This is a genomic window from Rhodococcus sp. IEGM 1370, assembly GCF_033142325.1.
GTDB lineage: Bacteria > Actinomycetota > Actinomycetes > Mycobacteriales > Mycobacteriaceae > Rhodococcoides.
The window spans coordinates 335,979-359,366 of sequence record NZ_JAWLRY010000001.1 but is presented as its reverse complement, the minus strand read 5'-3'; the positions used below and the strand labels follow the sequence as shown (position 1 = coordinate 359,366).

Sequence of the window (23,388 nt, the reverse complement as noted above, 5' to 3'; positions counted from 1 at the left end):
CCGACTTGCCGTCGAAAAAGTCCGTTTCATGAGCATCGTCGGCGCATCGACTGCGCTGCTGCTGTCGGCCGTCACCTATATGTGGGCCTTCGCCAAGGGTGTGGACTTCGTCCGTCTGCTCATCGTCGAGGGCCTCTCCTCCGACAAAGCGCTGGTCAAACTGTTCGAAAGTATCGACTCCATCCTGATCGCGACCGTGCTTCTCATCGTCGGATTCGGTCTGTGGGAATTGTTCGTCCACGACCTCGACCTGCCGCCTTCACTGACAACCACCTCGTTCGGTCAGTTGAAGAGGCAGACCGCAGGAACGCTGCTGCTGGTACTCGTCGTGCGATTCCTCGAAGTGTCCATCACCAGGCCGGAACCTGATGAGCTCATCGCACAGAGTGTTTCCACCGCGTTGGTCGGCGGTCTACTGATCGTGTTCGCAACCTGGCATCGCAGTCCGTGAGTCATCGTCGCTATCGGCCTGTGCATGCTGGTATGGCTGTCGTCGATTCCATTCCCCGCGATGCTGAGCCGGGTGGCAGGAGTGCTGGCGAGCGCCTCTCTGTACATCTACCTGACCCATTTCCAGGTCTACCTGCCGCTACGCGACGGCCACCCATGGTTGGCGTTCGCCCTGTCGATTCTTGTCGGAATTCTGTACTGGAAGGCGGTCGAATTCGTGCTGTCTCTCCGTAGTCGAATCATGCCGCGATCGAGGGCAGTCCGTTCCGACATCGTCGCCCCGTCCGACTTGTCAGACTCCCGACCGCGGGAGGACAATTTGCCACCATGGCATTGATCTCGAAGGGCTTCGTGGGCCGTCGACGCGGCGACGACGGGCGTACTCCCCCCGGTCAGTATCTGACCAAGGATTTTCCCGTCCTCGCGATCGGGCCTGCGCCCGTGGTCGCGACCGACACGTGGTCGTTCTCGATCACCACCGAACGCGGCGAGACTCGCAGCTGGACCTGGGGCGAATTCGCGACTCTTCCGCACGAGACTCCGACCGTCGACATCCACTGCGTCACCAAGTGGTCGAAGCTCGACACCACCTGGAAGGGCGTGAGCCTGGACGTTCTGCTGGATGGTCTCGATAGCGATGCCGGCTACGTCGTGGTGCACGGCTTCGACGGCTACACCACCAATCTTCCCCTCGAGGACCTCAGGGATGGGAAGGCCTGGCTGGTCACCGAGTTCGACGGCGCTCCCCTGACTCGCGAACACGGCGGTCCGGCAAGGCTTCTGGTCCCGCATCTGTATTTCTGGAAATCGGCGAAGTGGATCTCACGCATCGAGCTCACCGTGGAGAACGAACAGGGCTTCTGGGAGCGCGGCGGGTACCACGACTACGGAGATCCGTGGCGCGAGCAGCGATACCAGGGCGACTGACGTGACATCGGCGGCCGGGGCGAAACCTTGGCTCGTTGCCACGGTGGCGACCGTGCGGCGTGAGACACCCACCGCGTCCACCCTCGTTCTCGACGTCGACGGGTGGCCCGGCCATCTTGCCGGGCAGCACGTGGACGTCAAGCTCACCGCCGAGGACGGCTACAGCGCACAGCGAAGCTACTCCCTGGCGTCGGCACCCGACGGAACGTCGCGCATCGAGATCACGGTGCAGAACGTCGCGGACGGCGAGGTATCGCCGTACCTGGTCGAGGCCGTCGAGGTCGGCGATCGCATCGAGATCCGCGGGCCGGTGGGTCGATGGTTCGTCTGGCGGCCGTCCCGGCCCTCCGAGACCCCGTCTCCGCCGATCCTGTTGGTGGGCGGCGGTTCCGGCATCGTCCCGCTCCGCGCGATGGTTCGTGCGCAGGCGTCCGCGAACGGCGGTCGGGTGCCGTTCCGGGTGCTGTACTCCGTGCGCGAACCGGCGGAGGTCTACTTCGCGGACGAATGGGCTCGTCCGCCGGCCGGCGTGGACGTCACCATGATCCACACGCGGCGTGCTCCTGCCGGCAACGCACGGCCCCTCGGCCGCATCACGGTTGAGGACCTCGACGCGCACGGATGGCCGGCGGAGTTCGAGCCGCGTTGCTACATCTGCGGCCCCACGAGTTTCGTGGACACCGTGGCCGACATGCTGGTGGAGCGGGGCCACTCGGCAGCGAACATCCGAACGGAGCGTTTCGGACCGAGCTGAGCAGCAGCGGATCAGACGATGTCGCCGAGGAACTCGATCTTGAGTCGGGTGTAGTCGTCGGTCCATTCCGAATCCACCGACATGAACGAATGGTCCAGTCTCGCCTCGTTCTTGCTGTACAGGTTCAGGCGGTTGTCGACGCCCACTCGATCCAGCGCAGCGCTCAGTTCGGCTGCCTGGTCGGGGAAGGTACCGGTGTTGCCGTCGGAGATGAAACTCGGTGGAAAGTCGGCCGTGACATTGTCGATGACGTTCGCCTGCGCCAGCAACGCTCGGTCGGTGGTGTCGAGGTAGCTTCGGGCGGCGATGTCGAAGAAGAAACCGTTCGACGGGCTCGGTGATTGCGGTGCGCCCGCTCTACCGACATCGAGGGCAGCACTCTCGAATACCAAGGCCTTCACAGCACTTCGATCGATGGTGGGCTCGATACCCAGCGCCCGCGCGTAATCGGAATCGGTCTGCACGGCAGCGTAGTTGCCCACGATGTGGCCACCCGCACTGGTTCCGGCGAGGACGACGCGACTCATGTCGAGTCCGTACCCGTCCGCGTTCGTTTCCAGAAACTGCACGGCCTGGCCCAGTTGGATTGTCTGCGTGGGAAATCGGTAGCTCGGCGCGAACGCGTAGTTCACCGACACCACGTTGTAGCCCGCGTCGAGCATGGGGCCGGCCCACGACGCACCGCCGGAATCTGCGCTGGGAGCACCATCGGTTTTGTCCCCGACAATCCAACCACCACCGTGAATCGCGACGTACGTGGGCCGGCTGACCGATGGATCGTCGTCGGCGATGTAGATGTCGAGGAACGAATTCGGAAGCGTCGAGCCGTATTCGATGTCGTTGGTGAGGCGTGCTCCGTCGACCACCGCCGTCGCCGTCTGCGTGTCGGGCTCGAAGGAATTGCTCTGCCCCAACGCATGCAGCGATCGAATCAGTGGTGCCGGACTGGCCGCAGTGCCGACGACCACGACGGAAATCACCAATGCAATCGCTGCAACGAAGCCGGCCGGGACGGCGGTGGCCACCCCACGAGCGGAGGCCTTCGAACGGCCTGCCCATGCCGACGCGAGCAGATAGAAGCCGAGCGCTATCGACGCAGCCAAGGCCGTAACCCACAGTGCGTGGATATCGGTCACCAACCATGCCACCTGAGTCACGACGGTGACGGACCCGAGCGAAGCCCCCACGCCTACACGCTTTCTGGCATCGGACAAGAAGAGACATGTCGCGACCACTGCCACGGCGATGACCCACAATCCCACCGCAAGCTGCTGACGGATGAGGACGAACTCGAGCCACGCGAGTACGACGCCGGCGCCGCCGGTCACCGCGAGCGCAGTCGTCATCGCTCTCGTACGGTGCCCTGCTCCGACTTCGGTGTCTGCCTGCACCATCACTGCGCAGAAGTGTGACGTTGCCTGTGCAGTTCGCGAACGGCGTCGCTGAACTCGGCGACCGGTCCGTCCACCGCGATGCCGGGCACGATCTGCTCGATGGGCGACGGCGTGATCGCGAGTGGTGCAGCACCGAATTCTTCGAGCCACGTGAGCAATTGAGCCGTCGACGTGGCGTAGACGATGCGGCCGAGTCCGACTATGCCGTGGCTCGCAGAGCACATCACACAATGCTCACCGGAGGTGTAGACCGTAGAGGATCGACGCTGATCGGCGTCCAGGTTGGTCGCAGCCCACCGAGACAGTGCGATCTCGGGGTGCTGGGTGGGATCGTTCAGGTCGCCGACCCTGTTTCTGTCCTCGGCCAACAGCTCGCCGCTGTCCGACACCAGAATCGAGCCGAACGGATCGTTGCCCGTTCGCGCCGCCTCTGCCGCCAAATCCACAGCCCGGGCCAGAAAAGCACGGTCGCTCGAAGAGATGCTCACAGTGCACCGGCACCGACGATCGAAGTGTTCACGTCTCGACCGTACCGCCTCGAAAATCCCGCCTGCCGGACCGGTAATTCGACACCGATCCTCGGTATGGTCGGCGGGTGAGCTTCTCGGTACGGCCTGCCACGTCGTTCGCAGATCTGCGGACGATTCTCGGCCCGAAGAACCCGACGTCCTCGGTCTGTTGGTGTCTGAGTCATCGAATCGATTCCGCGACCAACAGAGCGCTCGTCGGCTCGGAACGCGCCGCATACGTCGAGAAGCTGACCCGTCGAAAAGTCGCACCGGGCGTATTGGCCTACGACGGGGACGAGGTGGTCGGCTGGGCTGCAGTGGCACCGCGCGCGGAGCTGCCGTTCGCGCGCTCGAACAAGATCCCGCACATCGACGATCTACCGGTGTGGACGGCCTGGTGCTTCCGCGTCAAGGCCGGACACCGCAAGCGCGGGATCGCACACGTGTTGTTGGACGGTGCCGTTCGCTTCGCGGCCGATCACGGTGCTCCGGCGATCGAGGGCTATCCGGTGGACAACAAGGGTGCAAAGGTCGATCTGACGATGGCCTACGTCGGCACCCGCGGACTGTTCGAGTCGGCAGGCTTCGAATTCGCAGCCGAGACGACATCGGTATCGGGCGGAATCCCGCGAGTAATCATGCGAAAAGACCTGCGCACGTGACGTCCGACTCCTGACCCGAGAGGTGCCTGATGCCGATGTAGTGGGAGAACACGCGAATCACGACCTTCACACGTCAGTCTCCGAACAGTGAACTCAGTGCCGGTGCGACGTCGCGGTAGGTCTTGATGGTCCGTATACGACCGTGCCCTGTTCGCGCGAGATCCCGTCCGAGGTCGACGTCATGTTCACCCGACGTGTCCAGTAGTACGTCGAGGCGCGCGATCCTGGCTGCGGTCGGGCGTGGATCGGGACCGGCGTTGTGGACGCAGTCCGAGAGCAGAAGAACCCGTGGGTCGGGAGCGGACGCCCTACGCAGTAGCCCGGCCGCGGTCTCGAGCGCGAACTGCACGTTGGTCAATCCCCGCGCCGGAATGCGGAGAACGGTGTCGAGAATATTCAATGGGGTCCGCGAGTCGCCGAATCGACTGAGTACGGCCGCGTCGGACCAGAAGGCGACGACGGCGAGGTTGTCTCGGTTCATCTCACCGGCCAGAGCGCCGACGGTCGCGGCCGCAGTGCGCACCCGTTCGCCCTTCATCGACCCGGAGATGTCGACCACCAGGACGATGGATCGCTTGGTGTGCAAGCGTTCTCGGACGACGATGTCATCGTCTTCCGGTATCGGATTGGCCGCCAACACATCGAGCATGCGGTCCAGGTCGATCTCGTCACTGCCGCCTCGATAGCGCAGAGACGTCAACTCCCCGACGCCACGCCGTGCGCGTGTGTCGATGCGTGGACGCCGAACTGCCAGACGAGCCGCGATCTTTCGGGCGCGGGCCCGAGTCGCGGCGTCGGCAGTCGACTCGCTTTCGGTCGCGTCGGTCAGCGGAATCACTTCGGCCGATTCCTCGGTGAATCCGGGTGCCGACGGATTGTTCTCGCCGGAAGCCTTACCCGGCTTGCTGCGGCCCTGAGCGATCAGTACCGCACCGCTTCCGCCGCCGGGACGAAACAGCGACGGTGACTCCGTCAGCTGTTTCGGTTTGCGGCGCAACGGCTTCAGAGTTCCTGCCGGCTTACGGGTCCCCGGCCGTGTGATCGGAGATTCGGCCTCGACGGCTCTTCAACCAGGTGCCGCCGCAGCGGGACGCAGCACGAAATGGTCCTGCCATATCGTGTGCAAGACCATTTCTGCTGGTGCGTCGGATGTCTCGTCGATGTGAATGCGCCCGGACAGGGCAACGTACATCGCGTCGAGCATGACCTGCTGGTAGTCCTCGGGCAGGCCTCTCGGTGGATCGATGTCGGTGACGAGCGGAATCGCCACCTCCCGCAGATCTGCCAATTGCTGAGCGACGAGGGTCAGATCGATTGCCCCGCGCACACTGCTGCCCTGGGTGATGTCCTCGTGCTCACGCGTCAACCGAGTGACGGCCACGGCGTCGGCGATCAGTCGCGCGGAGTCGGATTCGCTACGGAGACCCACGATGCCGCGTTCCGCTTCGGCATCCTGGTAGCCGATGGCAAGACGACACAGACGGTCGTGGACGCTGGTCGACAGGCGCGTCGTACCGACGTTGTCGTAGGGATTCATCGATGCCACTACGCGGAACGTCGGTAACGCGTGCACAGTGCCGACGCGCGGGACGACGATGCGTCGTTCTGCCATCGCGGTGAGCAGCGTGTTCAGGGTGTCCTCGGGTGCGCGATTGAACTCTTCGATGTAGAGGAAACCGCCGGTGCGCATTGCGTCGATCAGCGGTCCCGCTACGAAGTTGTCCTCGCTGTAGTCCTCGCGAAGAACCCGAGCCGGGTTGTGGTGCCCGACAATTCGGGCCGGTGTCAGATCGGCGTTGCCCTCGACGAAGAACAGCGGAATGGACCACTCGGAGGTGATCGCGCCGAGCAGCGTGCTCTTGCTGGTGCCGGGCGGGCCCTCGAGGAGCAGGTCCCGCCCGGCCGCGACCGCTGCCAACAGGAGGTCGAGTTCACGGTCTCGACCCACGAGGTGCGCAGCAATCCGCCGGCGCACCTCACCGATCGACGCGGTAGCAGTCATTTGACCGTGTACCCCGCATCGACAGGAAGCGTTGCACCCGTGATGTATCGAGCATCGTCGGAGACCAAGAACGCTATCGCGTTGGAGATGTCGATTGCCTCGATCCACGGCACCGGCAGCGTGTTCGTGGTTTGGAAGATCGGTGCCGACTTCTCTCGCGACGGGTTCGGATCGTCGGGAGCGAACAACCCCCACGTCTTGGGATTCTGAATCATGACGGTGTCCACACCGGTCGGATGAACCGTGTTGACACGAATACTGTGTTGTCCGAATTCGTTTGCGAGAGTGCGCATGATGCCGACGACACCGTGCTTGGTCGCGGTGTAGTGCACCGTATTCGGTGTGCCCTTGAGGCCCGCTGTCGAACTCGTCAGCACGATGGAACCACCGCGACCGCCGGCGATCAGATGCGGCAGAGCAACTTTGCAGGTGTTCCAGACGCCCGTGAGGTTGACGTCGATCATGTTCTGCCACGCGTCGTCGGTGATATCGAGTGCCGGCGCGATCTCGAACACTCCCGCATTGCCCAGGACGATGTCGAGGCGACCGAGCTCTGCGACGCCGTCGTCGACGGCCTTTCTCAGCGCGGCCGAATCACGCACGTCGGCCTTGGTGGCGACGATTCGTCGGTCGAGCGCTTCGACCTGCTTCACCGTTTCCGCCAGATCCGCTTCGGTCGACGGCGGATACATCTCGATGGTGTCGACCGGTCCGCACAGGTCTACAGCGATGATGTCCGCGCCCTCCTGCGCGAGACGTATTGCGTGACTTCGCCCCTGACTGCGAGCAGCCCCGGTGATGAATGCGACTTTGCCTTCCAGCTTGCCCATGTCCGTCTCCTACTTGGCCAGGAAGCCGGCGTCGACGGGCAAGGTGACGCCCGTGACGTACCGCGCATCGTCGGACACCAGCCACGCGATGGCGTTGCTGATATCGATCGCTTCGAGCATAGGCACCGGTAGCAAATTGCCGAGCATGGCTGTGGCGTCGGGGTTTTCGGTGAGGAACTTCTGCATGACGTCGTTGACGACCATCGGCGTGTTCACCCCGGTCGGGTGCACGGTGTTGACGCGTATGGAGTACTGCGCAAGCCAATTGGTGAACGTGCGCATCAACCCCACGACCGCGTGCTTACTGGCCGCGTAACCGTCTCCGGCACCGGATCCGTTACCGCCCGCACCGGACAGGCCCTGAGTCGAGCTGGTCAACACGATCGACCCGCCCTGGCCCTTGGCGATCATGCTCGGAACCCCGGCCTGAACGGTATTCCACACACCGACGAGGTTGACCTCCACCACATCACGGAAGGTCTTCACTTCGTCGGGGTTTTCGGCACCCTGGGGTGCTATTCCGGCATTCGCCAGAATGATGTCGATGGGGCCGAGTTCGGCTACCGCCGAGTCCACTGCCGCTTTCATCGCGTCGTAATCGCGGACATCGGCTTCCGTGGCGACGATGCGCCGATCGAGCGCCTCGACTTCTTTCACGGTCTGTGCGAGATCTTCCGATGTGGCCATCGGATAGGCGACCGTATCGATCTGTGCACAGATGTCGACCGCGATGATGTCGGCACCTTCTTGCGCGAGCCGGAGAGCGTGGCTACGCCCCTGTCCGCGTGCGGCACCGGTGATGAAGGCTACTTTTCCGTCGAGCTTTCCCATGATCGAACTTCCTTGATCGTCGGATGAAAACGGTACGAGCGCAGAACGGTTCGCCGAATGGCCGGGTACGCTCGGGCGGTATGTCCGGTTTCGAGGACATGATTCGACGCTATATGACACCCAGTGCAGATGTGGCCGAATTACTTGAATCGTTGTTGATTTACGTTCCGTGGACGCGAGAACAGGACGACCGATTCAGACGTGCACACGCAGTGAAGTATCGAGGTGAATTGCGCGCCGAGCCCTCACGAACTCTGTCGCCGCTACAGGTCGTCGCCGTGCTCGAGCGCCTCGCGGATTCGGCCGAGCAGCGCAGTGGCGTCACGGAGGGTGCGTTGCTCGGCCGGCGTCAGGTCGTCGAGGATATTCATGAGAAGCCCCTCTGCCGCAATGTCGTAGATGCGCAATTGCTCTCGAGCAAGATCGGTGAGGCCGACGCGCATGCTTCGAGCATCCGAGTCGTCGGGTCGGCGAGCGACGAGCCCGTCCGATTCCATCGTTCGGACGAGGTTGCTGATCGTGGGGCGTGCCAACCCCAGCTGACGCCCGAGCACTGTGGGGCCCTCCCACTTGTCCGGAAAGAGTCGCCGCAGGATCTCGATCTGTGCGTCGGGCAGGGCTTTGAGCCCCGCGCGCGAGCGGGAGGCGTTGAGCAGCACGCGCCGGAAGGGGCCTATCTCCTCGCTGAGATGGCGGGCGATATCGGCGAGACCGGGTGCGCTGTCGGAATCGTCCACCGCGCCAGACTACTCAGTCTGAATTTAGGTTTGCAACAAACGCATTTCTGGGTGATCATGGAGTCATGAGCATTCACACCAGCGTTGCCGACCCCACTCCCGAACAAGCCCTGGAATCGATCATCGGCCATCGGTTCATCTACACGTACGCCAACGGGTGGCAGTACGAGATGTACGTCAAGAACGCCACCACCATCGACTACCGGATCCACACCGGAATGGTCGGCGGTCGCTGGGTCAAGGGGCAAGAAGTCGATCTCGTCGGACTCGGCCGCGGCGTCTACAAGATCTCGTGGAACGAGCCGACCGGCACGAGCGTCGTCGTCAACGTCGTTCCCGAGGACCGCGTTCTGCACGGCACCATCTTCTTCCCGCACTGGGTGGAACTCGACGGGTCCAAAACCGTCCTGTTCCAGAACGACCACCTCGACGAGATGCGTCAGTTCCGCGATCAGGGCCCCACCTATCCGATCTACGTCGTGCCCGAGTTCGCGCACATCACCTTGTTCGAGTACGTCGGTATCGACGACGACACCGTCATCGACACCGCGCCCGCAGACTTACCGGCAGGCTTTGCCGACCGGAGCAACTGAGATGGACCTCCAGAACCCCGGCATGGCCACGCTCACACTCCCCCATCGTGGGCAGGTGATCCGCGGCAACGAGTATCGACCCGAGAACTCCGACAGAACAGCGCCGTCCGTTCTGATCGTGCACGGCTTCAGCGACTCGAGCATCGGACCACAGCGCCTCTTCGTCCAGATCGCTCGACGCCTCGTCGAGGCGGGAGCAGTCGTCCGCGCGTACGACCGACTCGGCCAAGGCATCAGCGACGGCGAGTTCGAGGACATCACCCTGCGCGACGAGGTCGAGCAGGTGTCGACCATGATCCGGGAGTTCGCTGCCGATCGATCTGCACCGGTGCACGTTCTCGCCCACAGCCTCGGCGCAGTGGAAGCGGCAATGGCGGCCACGCTCCTGTCCGACCGTGTCGCCAGCCTCACCCTGTGGTCACCTGCAGGCGTTGTCGTCGACGACATCACCGTCAAGCACGAAATCCAGGGCCAGCCCATCGATTCCGTCGCACAGAACGGCGGCTTCGACTTCGGCGGCATGTGGCTCGGACCTGCATTTTTCGACGACATCCGCAATGGCCTCGATGTATACGAGGCTGCGGCCGGATACAACGGTCCCGTCGACATCGTCCACGGCACGGCAGACCAGATCGTGCCACTCAAGTACGGACGCCGTTACGCAGAGTTGTTGCCACACGCGACATTCACCGCGATCACCGGTGCCGACCACACCTGGTCATCGCGTGCGTGGCGAGACGAGCTTCTCAGGCGTCTGCTGACGTTCCTGGGGTTACCGGGCGCTGGGTGAGCAAGGCTCCGGCGCGAGTCCGTCGATCACGATTCCGATCGATCCCGAGCCAGGATGCGTTCGAGGTAATCGAGATCCTCGCGGAGCATCGAGATCGCACGTTCGGGCCCCTCGGGTATAAGAGGCGTTCCGCTGTCCTGGACGACGGTCCGCAATGCCATGTCGGCGAGTTGAGTGGCCACACTGCGATCGGCGTCCGGGTCACCGCTCTGATGCCACCAGGCGACCCAGTTGAGCATGCCGATGATGCCGAGTGCTGCTGTGCGCGGGTCGACAGGCCTGAATTCCCCTGCCCTGACGCCATTTTCGACGACCGTCACGAACTCCTTGAGCACGTGCCTGCGACTCTGCTGGTACGTCCGCGAAGTCTCCTCGGGCAGATCGGCTTCCGACCTGATTATGAGCTTGAAGCGGTCGGCGGTTTCGGCCTGGTTCAGGGCGATCGCGGTGGCCATCTTGCGTAGCTTCTCGGTAGGGCCGAGATCGGATCGCGCATTGATCTCGTGCAGAACTGCGGCCGGGGTCTCGGTGCTCTCGCTGATCAGGCGCGAGAGTAGCTCGTCCTTGTTCGCGACATAGTGATACAGCGCCGGGCGGGTCAGACCGGTCGCGTCCGCGATGTCCTGCAGTGTGGTGCTGGCAAAGCCCTTCTCGGCGAACAATCGCGTGGCCTGGTCGAGAATTTGCTTCTCGACCAGCTCCCGACGCGGATTGCGCGCCGATCCTCGTGGTGAGTCCTCGCGTGTCATGAACGAAGAATAACCGTCACCGTCGTCAAGAACCGACAAACACGAGGTGGGTACGCGCACTGACCAGACCTGCCACCGCATCGGACAAACACTCCTCCGGCACGTCGACGACGACGAGCGCGCCGGTGCTGCGCATCATTCGCTCCGCGACATCGAGTCGGGTCAGGACGTGATCACGCTCGCCGGACCCGGTCAGCCACACCGTGGAACTTGCCCTGCACTCGTCGACGATGGCCGTCGCCTTCTCGTTCCACGCTGATTCGACGTCCACGGAGACCACCGTCGTCGTCGGGTCCTCGCGAAGATCGGACGGGGCGAATCGATCGGAAAACGACCGCCCACCGTGTTCGATGGGCCGCGAGAGGATCCAGCGGGACACATCGGCAGGAACCTCCGAGTCCGCGGGAACATGCGCGTAGCTCGCGATTCCCTTCAACGCCACCTCGGGAGCAGATTCGAGGAATCGCTCCAGACCGACCTTTCCGGCGCGCGTCATGTACGCCACCATCAGTTGGTCCACGGGCAGATCCATGCGCTGCGGAAAGGACTCCCACCACTGTTCACTTCGCACGGCAATCTGCTGAAGGTGTTCGACCGCGGGGCGACGCACCCGTTCGTACTCGGTGAGGGCATCGCCGACGGTCGCAGCCGACGCCAGTGCCGCATCGAGGGCGATGGCGTCCTCCATCGCCAGCTTCGTTCCCGATCCGATCGAATAGTGCGCTGTGTGCGCGGCGTCTCCGAGAAGAACTATGTTGTCTACCGACCACTTTCGACACTTGACCGTTCGGAACTGCATCCACCGGGTCCGGTTTCCGATGAGGCTGTGATCCTGAAGAGTGACCGAGAACGCTCTCTCGAGATAGCGCAACGATGCCTCGTCACTGTCGGCCGCGCCTGTGGCAGCAGTCGTGACGTCGAAGCCCGCCCGGGCCCAGGTGTCGAGATCCGTCTCGATCAGGAACGTGCTGCGATCCGGCGCATAGGGATACGCGTGGGCAACGAACGTACCGTGCTCGGTGGTGACGGGTACGAATATGGCGCTCGGTAGTGCGAAATCCGTTCCGCACCAGAGGTAAAGGCCTGTTCCGGTGCTGATGTCGGCACCGAATCGACCGTCGGCCGTACGGGTCGCGCTGTTGATTCCGTCCGAGGCGATCACGAGGTCCACATCGAGGTCGGCGGGTTCACTGCGTTCGCCGAACTCGAGCCGCACTCCTGCATCGCGCGCTTGCTCCTGCAGTACGGACAGCAGAGACGTCCGCGCTATCGCGAGAAGATCACCGTGAGCCAAGCGGGCCGTTCTGTTCCCTACCTGCATCGACATCTCGTGTGAGTACGCCTGAGCAACAATCGCATCGAGTGATGCGGCGTCGGCCTGACGGAGATTCCGCTGCGTCCGTGAGGCGAGGCCGACCCCGAACCCGAACGTGGTGTTCGGTGAACTCTGTTCGTAGACGGTGATCTCCGCGTTGGGTTTGGACAGTTTCAGTAGCCGTGCGGCGTAGAGGCCACCGGGGCCACCGCCGATGACTGCGACGCGGTCGAGTTTCATGGTTGCCTCTCGAGCTTCGCGGCGATGTCGAGCCGCAAACGCTTCTTGTCGATCTTGTTGACGTTGGTTCGGGGAAGCGCGTCGAGCCATTCGAGGCGCTCCGGCCATTTGAACTTGGCCACACCGAGCCCCTTGAGATGGTCCTGCACGTCGGCCATCGTCAACGGGGCCCCGTCGGTGACGAGATACGCGCACGTCTTCTCGCCGAGTCGAGGGTCGGGCATCGCGACGACGGCCGCACCCACGATGGCCGGATGGTCGAGCAGAAGAAGCTCCACCTCCTCGGCGTTGATCTTCTCGCCGCCGCGGTTGATGAGGTCCTTGATGCGACCCTCGATGGAGATGTACCGCTCGCCGTCGACGACGGAGATCGACGCCAGATCGCCGGTCCGGTAGAAGCCGTCGGAGGTGAAGGCAGTCCGATTGTGCTCGGGTGCATCGAAATACCCGGTGATCGTGTACGGGCCACGGCAACACAATTCGCCGACTTCCCCGTCGGGTAGCTCGATCTCCGTGCCGGGATCGAGGATGCGCACCTCGTCCTCGGCGCAGACAGGAGTGCCGACGGTGGTGATTCGAGCGTGGCGAGGGGCGCCTACCGGGGTGACGGTGAGCAGCCCCTCGGACATCCCGAACAGCTGACCCGCCCAATGATCTCCGCCGTCGTCGACGCGGTCCATCAGCGCCGGTGACACTTTGGCACCGGACAGGATCACGTGCCGCAGACGCTCGCGCACCCGATCGAACTCGGGACTCAGCACGGCCTGGTAGTGACCGTGGCCGATCAACACCTCGGTGGCCTCCGCGCGCTCCATCAGGTCGAACGCCGATCCGAAGTCGGCGGTCGCGAGTACCAGGCACGCGCCGACCGAATGCGAGGCGTGCAGACCGCAGGCTATCCCTGCGTTGTGCACGATGGGGATCAGATGGGCGACGCGGCTGTCCGCGGTCCATTCGAGCCGTTGGGCGTACATGAGCGCGTTGTTCCAGTATTCGGCATGGATCCGCGGAATGACCTTGGGTACTCCCGTTGTCCCGCCAGACAATTGGAATGCAACCACGTCCTCGGGATCCGTCTGTGCCTCGATGGTGTCGACGAGAGCTCGGGCCTCGGTGGCATCGATGTCGCGGCCGAGGTCCTCCAACCGCAGTCCGTCACCCTCGTTCGCCCCGACCGTCACCACGTGGCGAACGGTCTCGCTCCCTTCTGCATGTTCGAAGGCGAACGAGACCAGGTCGAACGACGGCAGACCGGCCTCGACCACATGCGCGACCGCGCCCACCGCGGCACCGATGTGCGCGATCTCGTGCATTCGGTGCGCGGCCAGTGTGGCGACCGGAACCAGTCCGGCCTTGACGCAGCCGTACCAGGCCAGCACCGTCTCGAGCCGGTTCATCATCTGGAACAGCACAGGGTCCAGGCGCACCAGTCCCAGTCGAATCAATCCGGCGGCGATGGCATCGGTACGACGATCGAGTTCGGCGAACGTCATCGAACCCTCGGCGCTGATGATCGCAAGCCTGTCGGGATACCGAAGAGCGATGTCGCGGAACCGGCGACTCGTGGGAAGTGAGCTCCACGAACCAGTCTCACGGTAACGCTGCGCGCGATCCTCCGGGTATCCCACCAGCCTGCCGTCCCAGTCCGAATGGGTCGTCTCCGTGGTCAACGTCATCGTTCGGCCACCGCAGGAAGCAATCGAGAGATCTCCAACGAATGATCGGGATGATCGGCAGGAACAATTCCCGAGTACACGGCCGTCCAGCATCCCGGGCAGCACAGCTGACGGAACACGATGGCCGTGTCGACGTAGATGGAGGGATCCGATGTCACCTGCGGCCCCGCCGCCGAGGACGGCCCCTCGTAGCGAGCCAGATCCAGTACACCACTCGACTTCTCGTCACCGAGGAGCCGGCCGCACTGTGCACAGGCGATGACCCGAACGTCCCCGACGGTCACCTCGGACAGGTTGTCGTCGAGACGTCTTGCCAGCGAGAGATCCATGATGGGAGCGTCGGAGTGCTGGGTGGAACGCGTGCGCCGTTCGTCGATCATGTCTCGACGTCGTCGCGCAGTTGCTGCCTCGTCCACCTTTCCCGCGTCGATGACCACGCCGTAGACGACGTTCGCCCCCTCTGCGGTGACCTTGCCCTCGCGTAGGTCCACGACCACAGCCGCCGGATCGCGATGCAACGGATCTCCGTAGCCGCCGCCTCCCTGCCAATGCATGTACAGCACCTCACCGGGAGCGACATAGCTTTCGGCGTAGCATGCGCCGAATTCCTTTCCGCCGCCCAGATCTTCGAGGGCTCCGGGAATTTTTCCCGCTGCGAACTGCTCGATGACGTCGGTACTTCGCGCCAGAATTTCGAGTCCGGTGTTGCCGGGGTACCCGCCGGCGAGGCCGTTGTTCTGCGCCACGGCTTTACCCGCCGAGGCGAGGACGAGGCCCATCGGGAGCGAGGTGCCGTACGGCGTCACAGCGAGCGATGCACTGACGCCACCGCGTTGACGACCGGGTCCACCCGAGTCGGGCTCTTCACGACGCCACAGTGTGAGCAGCGGGTAGAGGAACTCGGTCATTTCCGTATCGGGGATGCGCCCCATCGGAATACAGAAGAGGCCTCCGGTGTCCATGCCGTCCGCGGTCGGGCGTGCGCCGTAACCGCCTGCCATCGGTTCCATCATGATGTTGAGGAACGGAACGGGTTGTTCCCCACGTTCGTCGAGGCCTGCGATCACCGCGGTGTCCCAGGTACCGCAGCACGCAGCCTGCACGCTCTTGCCGAGGTCGACCGATCGGTCGAGCATCTGCGACAGGCATTCCGCGATGAGGGTTCCGGTCAGCCAGGCGGGTCCGATGGGACCACGGCTGACTGCTGCAGGGAAGCTCGCGTTGTTGATGGTGCCCTCCTCGGACACCAGGTCGAAGCATCGCATCAATCCGCCTGCGGACCAGGGAATGTCACCCGCGAGGATCGGAAGCAACGCGAGCATGACGCCGCCGCGCATGCCCGCGTACGTGCAGTTGATGACGCCCGTCTGCTTGTCGGTGCCGGTGAAGTCGAACGTGAGATGGTCGTCGGTCTTGCTCATCGCGACCGTGATCTTGTGAACCTCGCGGTCACCGGTGTGCGACTGGTCCTGGTAGCCGGTGGCCTTCCAGGTCCCGTCGGGGAGCGAGGAGAGCTTGCTGCGCAGTCGCCCTTCGGCGTCCGTCATCATGCGCTTCATGACAGCTTTGACGGTGTCGGCACCGTACTGCTCGATGACGGCGAGCATGCGATTGCGGCCGACGGTGTTCGCGCCGATCTTGGCGCGCAGGTCGAGCCCGACCAGCATGGGAACACGGGAGCGTCGAACCCAGAGATCGGCGACGTCGCGCTGTAGCTCGTAGTCGCGGACCACCTTGACCGGCGGAGTCGGAAGCGATTCGGAGAAAACATCTTTCGCCGACGGGTCGAACGATCCGAGGCCGGAACCACCGAGATCGGGTTCGTGGCAGATCGCGCTGGTCCACGCGAAGAGCTTGCCCTCGTGGAAGATGGGTTGGTAGACGATGACGTCACTCTGGTGCAGTCCCCCGCCGACCCATGGGTCGTTGCAGAGGAACATGTCGCCCTCCACGATGCCCGGGTTGGTTGCGCGGTGTTGCAGGGTCCAGTAGATCGCCAGGTCGACGGCTCCGACGAGCATGGTGTTGTAGAGGCCTACCTGAACCTCCTGTCCCAGTTCGTCACTGATCGCGAAGTCGAAATCGTTCGCGTCGGTGACGATGGGTGAGCCGGACATTCGTTTGAGTGCCTCGCCCATCTCGTCGGTGACCGACCAGAGTCGGTGACGGATGACCTCGTAGGTCAGCGGGTCGAGCTCGTCGATCTGCTGCTGGGTGACGGTGTGCACCGGCAGCGTCGGTGGGAGCGTGCGGGCGAGGGCGTCGGGGTCGACGGGGCGGGACGAGAAGATCTCGGACCCGGGAATTGCGGATGTCATGGTTCGGTTCTCCTGTGGTCTCAGCCGGCGACGATGTTGAGGTTGCCGAGGCGGTCGACAGTTCCGGTGGTTCCGTGCGGGACGACGACTGTGGTCGTCGGGACTTCGACGATGGCGGGACCGGCGAGCACGTGCCCGGCGGCGAGCTTGCTGTAGTCGTAGATGTCGGTGTCGACATAGCCGATTCGACCGTCCAGGTTGACCTTTCGGGTGCCGATACGAGCGACCGAGGAGTCGGCGGAGTCGGCCGACTTGAGCTCGGGGAGGGTAGGCGAGAACGGCAGGACGCCGGTTGCACGCACGCGATAGGTGATCGCCTGAATGCCGGCTTCGCGAAATCCGCTGTCCTTGCCGTACAGATCTGCGTAACGCTGCTCGAAGAGATCGGAGGCGTGTGCGACGCTCGCCGAGTCCAGCGAGCCCTCGGGAATGGTTGTTGCAACTTCTGCCAACTGCATCGTGTACCGCATGTCGATTTCACGTTCGACCTGGACAGACGTGAAATTGAGCCCTTGTCGACCGAGGGCTTCGCGGACGCGCTTCTCGAGACCGTCGAAATTCGCTTCTGCGCGAGCAGGATCGAGCGGCATCGCTGCCGGGTCGGACAGCTCGGCCGCGAGCACGATGTTCGACGACGCAAGACCGTAGGCCGAGAACGCCGATGCCACCTGCCCGAGCGGAACGATGACCTCCTTGACGCCGACTTCGGCTGCATAGGCGGCGCAATGTGATGGGCCGGCTCCGCCGAACGCGTAGAGAACGAAGTTGCGCGGGTCGTGCCCGGCTTCGACGACGGTCTTGCGCAGCAGGTCGCCGGTCTGTGCGTTCTGGACGGCGTAGATCGCGGCGGCTGCGTCCTCGACCGACAGACCGAGCGGTTCCGCGATGCGGCGTCGAATGGCCTCGCGCGCACGCTCTTTGTCGAGTGGTTTGCGTCCTCCCAGCAGGCCGCGCTCGGGGAGAATCCCGAGGACGAGATTGGCGTCGGCATTGGTGGGTTCGGTGCCGCCCTGCCCGTAACAGGCGGGTCCGGGTACCGCCTGGGCGCTGTGCGGACCGATCTGGAGGTTGCCACCCGCATCCACCCACGCTATGGCACCGCCGCCCGAGCCGATGGCGTGTACCTGCAGGGTGGGGACATTGATCGGGTGGTGGTTGATGATGGTGCTCGACGCACGCACCGGCTCACCGTCCACGACGAGGCCGACGAGGAAGGTGGTTCCGCCGACGTCGGTGGCGATGATGTTCTTGTGACCGAGCTGCTTTCCGAGCGACACCGCTCCGACCACGCCGCCGGTCAACACGGACCCGACTGTGCTGATGGCGTTCTTCGGGGCCTCGGCTGCGGCAACGGCACCGCCGTTGCTCTGCATCACCAGCAGTGGTCCCGCGAGATCGAGGGCACGTAGCTTCTTTTCCAACGAGCCGAGGTAATCGCGCAACCCTGGGCCGATCTGGGTACTCATGATCGTGGTTGCATTACGAGCGAACTCGCGGATGCGCGGGCTCACCTCGGAGGACAGCGAGACGAACATGTCGGGGTCGATCTCGTGCACGAGTTCACGAATGCGCTGCTCGTGCACAGGGTTACGGAACGACCAGAGCAGCGAGACCGCGATGCCGGAGACACCGTCGTCGACGAGGCTTCGGACGGCGATACGTGCGGACTCTTCGTCGAGGGCTACGACGACGTTGCCGTCTCGATCGAGGCGTTCGGTGACTTCCAGCGCATGCCGCTTGGGAACGAGACCGTGGGACTTGCTCTGCCCCAACACGTTCTGCAGTTGCTCGGGCGAGCCACCGAGGTACCGGCCCTCGACGTTCATGATGTAGATCGAATCGCGATGCCCCTTGGTGGTCAGGAACCCGACCGGCGGGACGTTACCCATCACCAGAGCGTTGAGCGAGGACGTGGTGCCGTGCGCGATGTGGTGGGTGTTCGCCAGCATTTCCTGCACCGGGCATCCGAGTTGCTCGGCCAACGCTTCGAGAACGTCGATGACGCCCTGTGAATAGTCGGGCGGAGTCGAGGGCGCTTTTGCAGCGACCACGGTCCCGGAACTGTCGTCGAGTACTGCGTCCGTGAACGTTCCGCCGACGTCCACTCCGATCACATAGGTCATGCCGGTGTGCTCCTTAGGTCCGAGTCGAAGACGTCCTGGCGTGTGAGAGCGAAACACCCTCGAACACTGCTTACGTCTGCGTCGAGTATTCGACGTAGACGACGACATGTCAAGCACGAATGTGAGTGCTGTCACCCTGCTCGATACTGCCCGAACGGACGCATCGATTCGATTTCCCTGGTCCAAGCCGCTTGACGAATCGTCGCAAACGTCGAATACTCGTCATCAGCGTCAATTACCGAAAGGCAGTTCATGAGTATTCATCGTGTGGGCTTGGTCGTACCGAGCTCCAACGTCACCGTGGAAACGGAGATGCCCGCATTGTTGGCGCGACATCGACATGCCCGGTTTTCGTTCCACTCCTCGCGCATGCGCATGCAGGCCGTGTCGCCGGAACAATTGCGGGCCATGAATGCCCAGCGCGAACGGTGCATCCTCGAATTGGGCGATGCCGGAATCGACGCTGTTCTCTATGCGTGCCTCGTCGCTCTCATGGTCGCCGGGCCCGGGGAACACCAACGGGTGGAGGGGCTCATAGCGGAACAACTCGCCACGGGCGGGTCCGATGCAGCCGTCAGGTCGAGCGCGGGCGCTCTTGTGGAAGGCCTGCGTGCGCTGGACGCCAAGAACATAGTTCTCGTGACGCCGTACATGCGACCACTCGCGGAGAAGGTCGTCGACTACATCGAGGCCGAGGGCATTCGCGTACTCGATTGGCGTGCGCTGGAGGTGTCCGACAACGCCGAAGTCGGTCGCATCCCAGGCGAACGAGTCATGGACGCGGCACGGTCGTTGGATCTCACCGGTGCCGACGCTCTGGTGATTTCCGCGTGTGTACAGATGCCGTCCCTACCGCTCGTCCAGGCTGCCGAGGACGAATTCGGCATCCCCGTTCTGTCGGCCGCGACGGCAGGTGCCTACAGCCTGCTCCGTGCGCTCGACCTACCCGTCGATCTTCCGGACGCCGGCTCACTTCTTCGGGCAGACGCCGTCGTCACGTCCTAGATCGTCACTTTCGTAGAGAGGAAATCTTCATGTCCGACTTGCCACACAAGGTGCGGGGCGTCGACCACGTCGCCTACCCCACGTTCGATCCAGCAGCAACGGTCGAGTTCTACCGTGACGTTCTCGGGTTCCCCGTCGTCCACTCCGTCTGCGCAGCAGGATGGGGCCCGGAGAAGCATCCGGACTTCATCCACTTCTTCTTCGACATCGGCAACGACGACCGACTCGCGTTCTTCTACTACTTCGGTCTCGAACCGTTCGACGGAGGACCACAGGGTGATTCGTACTCGCGCTTCGCCGAGGACGTACCGATCTTCTTCATCCGCTCGCGTCATCTCGCGATTCACGTCGACAGCGAAGCGGACCTGATGGAATATCGGCGACGGTTGGACGGCAGTGATTGGCCCGTGGAGATGCAGATCCAACACGAGACGATCGAATCGATCTACACACACGATCCCAACGGCTACATGATCGAGCTCACCCGCGCGATGCGTCCGGTCACGCCGCAGGAAGATCTCGACGCGAACCTGACGATCGACGCTCTGATCGACATCGTGCGCGGACCCGACCCGAGCATGGCGAACCTGTTGACCCGCAAGGCCGAACTGATCGTCGAACGTGCGGCTGATTGGTCGGCCGAGAACGAGGTGGGAGTGTCGTGACCACGTTGTATGTGCTCGACATACCCGAGAACACCAGTATCGCCTCGGTGGCCGACGTCGACCCAGCCGTACGCGTCGACCACGTCGGCCCGTACTTCCGCATAGTCTCGGACAAGGACATCGTCATCGACCGTCGGGCCACCGGATGCAGGCACGCCGTCTGGTACAGCAGCGTCTCCGGCCTGTCGGAGTCTCGAATCACGCAGTGGGACAAAGACGCCCTGCGCGTCGAGCGGTCATGAATCGGACCCGACTCGGCGCAGGCCGGTACATCGATGCAGCCGAGGCCCCGTCGAACACCGTCACGTCGACGCACGAGCTGACCACCGCAGACGGTGCCAAGGTCAGCGGCGTGCTGCGGACCGTTCCCGGTGCCGAGACGGTCGTTGCCTTGATGCACCCGCGCCAGGATCTGACGCATCACGTTCTCGTGCCAGAGCTGCTTGCACGCGGATATGCAGTGTGGACCCAGGGCACGCGATCGGTGAACAACGACATCTCGCTGGTGCACGAGCAGGCTTTGCTCGACGCCGCCGCCGGGCAGGTGTTCCTTCGCTCCCGCGCTTTCGATCACGTTGTCACACTGGGACACTCGGGCGGTGGCACGCTGTTCGCGTTCTACTGCGAGCAGGCCGGGCTCACGCCCGAGGAGCGGCTGGCAGCAACGCCGGCCGGCCGACCGATCGACCTCGCATCCGCGGAGATGCCCGTACCGGACGGTGCGATTTTCATGGCTCCACACCCAGGACAGGGCGCGCTGCTGCTGCGACTGATCGATCCGTCCGTGGTCGACGAATCGGACCCCATGTCCGTCGACCCGGCACTCGATCCTTTCGACAGTGCGAACGGATTCGTCGAGGCACCGGAAAGCTCCAACTATTCCGCCGATTTCGTTCAGAAGTACCGCGCCGCTCAGCTCGAGCGCGTCGCTCGCCTCGACGCGATCGCGCGGTCACGGGTCGCCGAAGCATCCGAGGCCCGACGGCGTTTCAAGACAAGCGGCGACGCCCACGACCGTCGAGATGCGTTGGCACCGAGGATATTGACTGTCTATCGCACCGACGCGGACCTGAGATTCACCGACCTGTCGCTCAGTTCCAACGCCCGCCCCTACGGTTCGTTGTTCGGCCGGCGGCCCGATCTGACGAATTACGGGCTTGTCGGTTTCGCCCGTCTGGCCACCCCGGATGCCTGGCTGTCGACGTGGTCCGGTCTGAGCTCCAATGCCGACTTCGTTCGGTGCGCACCGTCGGTCACGGTCCCGTCGTTGTTCGTCGAATTGACCGGCGATCAGGCGTGTTTCCCGGAGGACACGTCGAGAATGGTCGAGGCTCTGGGCTCTGTGGACAAGTCTCACGTGGCGATCGAGGGCACCCACTTCGGTGGCCCCATTCGCGATGGCGCGCCCACCGGCGCGTCTCTGGCCGCCGCCGATATCGGTGACTGGTTGTCCCAACACTTCATCTGACCCTCTCGCGAGCGGAATATCATGTCACGTAACACTTTTTCTCCCGTCGTTGCGCTGTGCCTGGCGGCCTTGACGTTGGAGGGGTACGACCTTCTGATGTACGGAACGGTGGTGCCGTCGCTCCTGGCATACGAGCCGTGGGACCTGGATCCGGCAACCGTCGGTGTACTCGGATCCGTGGTGGGAGTCGGCATGCTGGTCGGGGCACTGGCCGCGGGCAGCATCGCGGATCGTTGGGGCAGACGACGCGCCTTGATCGCCGCGGTCGCCTTGTTCTCGGCCGCAATGGGATGCTGCGCAATTGCACCCTCGCCCGAACTGTTCGGAGCAGCGCGATTTGTCGTCGGCGTCGGTGCTGGGGTTCTGATGCCGACCGCGGCGTCGATGCTGATCGAATTTTCCCGCCTCGACACCAGAGCGAGAACGGTCGCACTGGGGTTCGTGGGCACCAGCGTCGGCGGTATCGCGGCGGGGATCCTGTCGCTGTGGCTCGTCCCGGCATTCGGCTTCCGAGCGATGTTCGCAGCTGGGATGATCCCGGCGTTGTTGATTCTGCCGATGATGATCGGATACCTCCCTGAGTCGCCCGCCTTCCTCAACGCGCGGGGTAGGACGGATGCAGCACAAAGGATCTCGACTCGTTACGGACTCGAGGACACAGTCGAGGTTTCCGGTGGGGAGCCGACATCGACAGATCGCGGAATCGGTGCGTTGTTCACCGCGAACCGTGCGCGAGTGACGCTGTCCTTCTGGGTGATGACCCTGCTGTGTCTGCTCGTGTTGTTCGGCGTCGCGACCTGGTTGCCTGCAGTGATGCGATCGGCCGGATACCCGCTCGGTGCCGCACTGTCCTTCCTGCTGGTGCTCAACGTCGGCGGTGCAGTGGGCGCACTCGCTGGTGCCTACCTGGCCGATCGGTTCGGCATCAAACCGGTGACCACCCTCGGATTCCTCTGTGCAGCAATGTCGTTGGCATTGATCGCGACCACTCCCCCGATCGGGATCGTGTACGTTCTGGTGCTGATCGCAGGAATGGGAACGACAGGGACGCAAATCCTGCTCAACACCTTCATCGGCGGCTACTACCCCGTGTCATGCCGAACCACAGGACTGGGCGTCGCACTCGCGGTGGGGCGACTGGGCGCGATCGTGGGGCCCACCTACGGCGGACTGTTCGTCGCCGCGGGTGCGGGAACCAGCACTCAGCTTCTGGCTTTCGCCTTGCCGGCGATCATCGGAGCCGGGGTGACGATCCTGATTCCGGCGGGACGACAGCTGCGTAGCAGCCGAGCATCTACGTCGGAAGGTCTACACCAGGTACCCGAGGCAAAATGAGTGCATTCACGATCG

24 protein-coding genes are annotated in these 23,388 nt (G+C 63.6%); 12 read left to right on the top strand and 12 right to left on the bottom strand.

What is annotated here, in order from left to right:
• The first annotated feature begins 28 nt into the window (after positions 1-28).
• Genes R4P47_RS01785 through R4P47_RS01770 form a run of 4 tightly spaced genes read left to right on the top strand, consistent with a single transcriptional unit; the run spans position 29 to position 2,131 of the window.
• Positions 29-451 carry a YqhA family protein gene (locus R4P47_RS01785; RefSeq protein WP_188078549.1) on the top strand — a complete coding sequence of 141 codons (423 nt, stop codon included), beginning with the start codon at positions 29-31 and terminating at the stop codon, positions 449-451.
• A 24-nt stretch (positions 452-475) separates the two neighbouring features.
• A complete protein-coding gene (locus tag R4P47_RS01780; protein WP_317783972.1) occupies positions 476-787 on the top strand; it encodes a hypothetical protein in 312 nt (103 codons plus the stop codon).
• Positions 778-1,377 carry a sulfite oxidase-like oxidoreductase gene (locus R4P47_RS01775; RefSeq protein WP_317783971.1) on the top strand — a complete coding sequence of 200 codons (600 nt, stop codon included), beginning with the start codon at positions 778-780 and terminating at the stop codon, positions 1,375-1,377. Before R4P47_RS01780 ends, R4P47_RS01775 begins: the two co-directional genes overlap by 10 nt.
• Position 1,378: 1 nt before the next feature.
• Positions 1,379-2,131 (top strand): ferredoxin reductase, encoded by a 753-nt coding sequence (locus R4P47_RS01770; protein ID WP_317547559.1) that lies wholly within the window; start codon positions 1,379-1,381, stop codon positions 2,129-2,131.
• Between the two features lie 11 nt (positions 2,132-2,142).
• On the opposite strand, the gene R4P47_RS01765 is transcribed toward R4P47_RS01770, so the two are convergent.
• Both R4P47_RS01765 and R4P47_RS01760 read right to left on the bottom strand, forming a co-directional pair.
• Positions 2,143-3,477 carry an alpha/beta hydrolase gene (locus R4P47_RS01765; protein ID WP_317547560.1) on the bottom strand — a complete coding sequence of 445 codons (1,335 nt, stop codon included), beginning with the start codon at positions 3,475-3,477 and terminating at the stop codon, positions 2,143-2,145.
• A 47-nt stretch (positions 3,478-3,524) separates the two neighbouring features.
• Positions 3,525-4,013, bottom strand: coding sequence for a nucleoside deaminase (locus R4P47_RS01760; protein WP_317547561.1), 489 nt, complete (start codon positions 4,011-4,013; stop codon positions 3,525-3,527).
• A gap of 107 nt (positions 4,014-4,120) precedes the next feature.
• Here R4P47_RS01760 and R4P47_RS01755 point away from each other — a divergent pair, with 107 nt between their 5' ends.
• Positions 4,121-4,696, top strand: a complete 576-nt coding sequence (locus R4P47_RS01755; RefSeq protein ID WP_317532676.1) for a GNAT family N-acetyltransferase — start codon at positions 4,121-4,123, stop codon at positions 4,694-4,696.
• A gap of 73 nt (positions 4,697-4,769) precedes the next feature.
• Here the strand turns inward: R4P47_RS01755 and R4P47_RS01750 are convergent, their stop codons facing one another.
• The 5 genes from R4P47_RS01750 to R4P47_RS01730 form a co-directional block, all read right to left on the bottom strand.
• Positions 4,770-5,693 (bottom strand): VWA domain-containing protein, encoded by a 924-nt coding sequence (locus R4P47_RS01750; protein WP_317783969.1) that lies wholly within the window; start codon positions 5,691-5,693, stop codon positions 4,770-4,772.
• A 69-nt stretch (positions 5,694-5,762) separates the two neighbouring features.
• On the bottom strand, positions 5,763-6,698 hold the full coding sequence (locus R4P47_RS01745; protein WP_149405211.1) for an AAA family ATPase: 936 nt from the start codon (positions 6,696-6,698) through the stop codon (positions 5,763-5,765).
• Positions 6,695-7,528 (bottom strand): mycofactocin-coupled SDR family oxidoreductase, encoded by an 834-nt coding sequence (locus tag R4P47_RS01740; protein WP_094639745.1) that lies wholly within the window; start codon positions 7,526-7,528, stop codon positions 6,695-6,697. The genes R4P47_RS01745 and R4P47_RS01740 overlap by 4 nt, the downstream gene beginning before the upstream one ends.
• Positions 7,529-7,537: 9 nt before the next feature.
• Positions 7,538-8,359, bottom strand: a complete 822-nt coding sequence (locus R4P47_RS01735; RefSeq protein WP_317532674.1) for a mycofactocin-coupled SDR family oxidoreductase — start codon at positions 8,357-8,359, stop codon at positions 7,538-7,540.
• A gap of 263 nt (positions 8,360-8,622) precedes the next feature.
• Positions 8,623-9,096 carry a MarR family winged helix-turn-helix transcriptional regulator gene (locus tag R4P47_RS01730; RefSeq protein ID WP_317532673.1) on the bottom strand — a complete coding sequence of 158 codons (474 nt, stop codon included), beginning with the start codon at positions 9,094-9,096 and terminating at the stop codon, positions 8,623-8,625.
• 65 nt (positions 9,097-9,161) lie between these two features.
• Here R4P47_RS01730 and R4P47_RS01725 point away from each other — a divergent pair, with 65 nt between their 5' ends.
• Positions 9,162-9,689, top strand: a complete 528-nt coding sequence (locus tag R4P47_RS01725; RefSeq protein ID WP_317532672.1) for a phenolic acid decarboxylase — start codon at positions 9,162-9,164, stop codon at positions 9,687-9,689.
• Position 9,690: 1 nt separating this feature from the next.
• Positions 9,691-10,479: an alpha/beta hydrolase gene (locus R4P47_RS01720; protein ID WP_317783968.1), complete on the top strand. Its 789-nt coding sequence runs from the start codon at positions 9,691-9,693 to the stop codon at positions 10,477-10,479.
• A gap of 26 nt (positions 10,480-10,505) precedes the next feature.
• Here R4P47_RS01720 and R4P47_RS01715 read toward each other — a convergent pair whose 3' ends face one another.
• The 5 genes from R4P47_RS01715 to R4P47_RS01695 are packed head-to-tail and all read right to left on the bottom strand — an operon-like array spanning position 10,506 to position 18,900.
• On the bottom strand, positions 10,506-11,228 hold the full coding sequence (locus R4P47_RS01715) for a TetR/AcrR family transcriptional regulator (protein ID WP_317532670.1): 723 nt from the start codon (positions 11,226-11,228) through the stop codon (positions 10,506-10,508).
• A 25-nt stretch (positions 11,229-11,253) separates the two neighbouring features.
• Positions 11,254-12,783, bottom strand: a complete 1,530-nt coding sequence (locus tag R4P47_RS01710; RefSeq protein WP_317532669.1) for an FAD-dependent monooxygenase — start codon at positions 12,781-12,783, stop codon at positions 11,254-11,256.
• Positions 12,780-14,459: a (2,3-dihydroxybenzoyl)adenylate synthase gene (locus R4P47_RS01705; RefSeq protein ID WP_317783967.1), complete on the bottom strand. Its 1,680-nt coding sequence runs from the start codon at positions 14,457-14,459 to the stop codon at positions 12,780-12,782. Before R4P47_RS01705 ends, R4P47_RS01710 begins: the two co-directional genes overlap by 4 nt.
• On the bottom strand, positions 14,456-16,777 hold the full coding sequence (locus tag R4P47_RS01700) for a hydantoinase B/oxoprolinase family protein (protein ID WP_317532667.1): 2,322 nt from the start codon (positions 16,775-16,777) through the stop codon (positions 14,456-14,458). The genes R4P47_RS01705 and R4P47_RS01700 overlap by 4 nt, the downstream gene beginning before the upstream one ends.
• Before the next feature lie 20 nt (positions 16,778-16,797).
• Complete coding sequence (locus R4P47_RS01695) at positions 16,798-18,900, bottom strand: hydantoinase/oxoprolinase family protein (protein ID WP_317532666.1); 2,103 nt, start codon at positions 18,898-18,900, stop codon at positions 16,798-16,800.
• Between the two features lie 252 nt (positions 18,901-19,152).
• On the opposite strand from R4P47_RS01695, the gene R4P47_RS01690 reads away from it, so the two are divergent.
• From R4P47_RS01690 to R4P47_RS01670, 5 genes are read left to right on the top strand one after another with little or no spacing between them, the layout of a single operon-like run.
• The gene (locus R4P47_RS01690; protein WP_317783966.1) at positions 19,153-19,905 is read left to right on the top strand and encodes a maleate cis-trans isomerase; all 753 of its coding nucleotides are present in this window, start codon (positions 19,153-19,155) and stop codon (positions 19,903-19,905) included.
• Between the two features lie 29 nt (positions 19,906-19,934).
• Positions 19,935-20,570 carry a VOC family protein gene (locus R4P47_RS01685; protein WP_317783965.1) on the top strand — a complete coding sequence of 212 codons (636 nt, stop codon included), beginning with the start codon at positions 19,935-19,937 and terminating at the stop codon, positions 20,568-20,570.
• Complete coding sequence (locus R4P47_RS01680) at positions 20,567-20,812, top strand: hypothetical protein (protein ID WP_317783964.1); 246 nt, start codon at positions 20,567-20,569, stop codon at positions 20,810-20,812. Before R4P47_RS01685 ends, R4P47_RS01680 begins: the two co-directional genes overlap by 4 nt.
• Positions 20,809-22,038 (top strand): alpha/beta hydrolase, encoded by a 1,230-nt coding sequence (locus R4P47_RS01675; protein WP_317783963.1) that lies wholly within the window; start codon positions 20,809-20,811, stop codon positions 22,036-22,038. Before R4P47_RS01680 ends, R4P47_RS01675 begins: the two co-directional genes overlap by 4 nt.
• Positions 22,039-22,059: 21 nt before the next feature.
• Complete coding sequence (locus R4P47_RS01670; protein WP_317783962.1) at positions 22,060-23,373, top strand: MFS transporter; 1,314 nt, start codon at positions 22,060-22,062, stop codon at positions 23,371-23,373.
• Positions 23,374-23,388: the final 15 nt, after the last annotated feature.

What these genes read in the sequence shown, in the direction of transcription:
- R4P47_RS01785 (WP_188078549.1), top strand. Translation starts at nt 29, where the DNA reads ATGAGCATCGTCGGCGCATCGACTGCGCTGCTGCTGTCGGCCGTCACC.
- R4P47_RS01780 (WP_317783972.1), top strand. Translation starts at nt 476, where the DNA reads ATGCTGGTATGGCTGTCGTCGATTCCATTCCCCGCGATGCTGAGCCGG.
- R4P47_RS01775 (WP_317783971.1), top strand. Translation starts at nt 778, where the DNA reads ATGGCATTGATCTCGAAGGGCTTCGTGGGCCGTCGACGCGGCGACGAC.
- R4P47_RS01765 (WP_317547560.1), bottom strand. Translation starts at nt 3,477, where the DNA reads ATGACGACTGCGCTCGCGGTGACCGGCGGCGCCGGCGTCGTACTCGCG.
- R4P47_RS01745 (WP_149405211.1), bottom strand. Translation starts at nt 6,698, where the DNA reads ATGACTGCTACCGCGTCGATCGGTGAGGTGCGCCGGCGGATTGCTGCG.
- R4P47_RS01740 (WP_094639745.1), bottom strand. Translation starts at nt 7,528, where the DNA reads ATGGGCAAGCTGGAAGGCAAAGTCGCATTCATCACCGGGGCTGCTCGC.
- R4P47_RS01735 (WP_317532674.1), bottom strand. Translation starts at nt 8,359, where the DNA reads ATGGGAAAGCTCGACGGAAAAGTAGCCTTCATCACCGGTGCCGCACGC.
- R4P47_RS01725 (WP_317532672.1), top strand. Translation starts at nt 9,162, where the DNA reads ATGAGCATTCACACCAGCGTTGCCGACCCCACTCCCGAACAAGCCCTG.
- R4P47_RS01720 (WP_317783968.1), top strand. Translation starts at nt 9,691, where the DNA reads ATGGACCTCCAGAACCCCGGCATGGCCACGCTCACACTCCCCCATCGT.
- R4P47_RS01715 (WP_317532670.1), bottom strand. Translation starts at nt 11,228, where the DNA reads ATGACACGCGAGGACTCACCACGAGGATCGGCGCGCAATCCGCGTCGG.
- R4P47_RS01710 (WP_317532669.1), bottom strand. Translation starts at nt 12,783, where the DNA reads ATGAAACTCGACCGCGTCGCAGTCATCGGCGGTGGCCCCGGTGGCCTC.
- R4P47_RS01705 (WP_317783967.1), bottom strand. Translation starts at nt 14,459, where the DNA reads ATGACGTTGACCACGGAGACGACCCATTCGGACTGGGACGGCAGGCTG.
- R4P47_RS01700 (WP_317532667.1), bottom strand. Translation starts at nt 16,777, where the DNA reads ATGACATCCGCAATTCCCGGGTCCGAGATCTTCTCGTCCCGCCCCGTC.
- R4P47_RS01695 (WP_317532666.1), bottom strand. Translation starts at nt 18,900, where the DNA reads ATGACCTATGTGATCGGAGTGGACGTCGGCGGAACGTTCACGGACGCA.
- R4P47_RS01690 (WP_317783966.1), top strand. Translation starts at nt 19,153, where the DNA reads ATGAGTATTCATCGTGTGGGCTTGGTCGTACCGAGCTCCAACGTCACC.
- R4P47_RS01685 (WP_317783965.1), top strand. Translation starts at nt 19,935, where the DNA reads ATGTCCGACTTGCCACACAAGGTGCGGGGCGTCGACCACGTCGCCTAC.
- R4P47_RS01675 (WP_317783963.1), top strand. Translation starts at nt 20,809, where the DNA reads ATGAATCGGACCCGACTCGGCGCAGGCCGGTACATCGATGCAGCCGAG.
- R4P47_RS01670 (WP_317783962.1), top strand. Translation starts at nt 22,060, where the DNA reads ATGTCACGTAACACTTTTTCTCCCGTCGTTGCGCTGTGCCTGGCGGCC.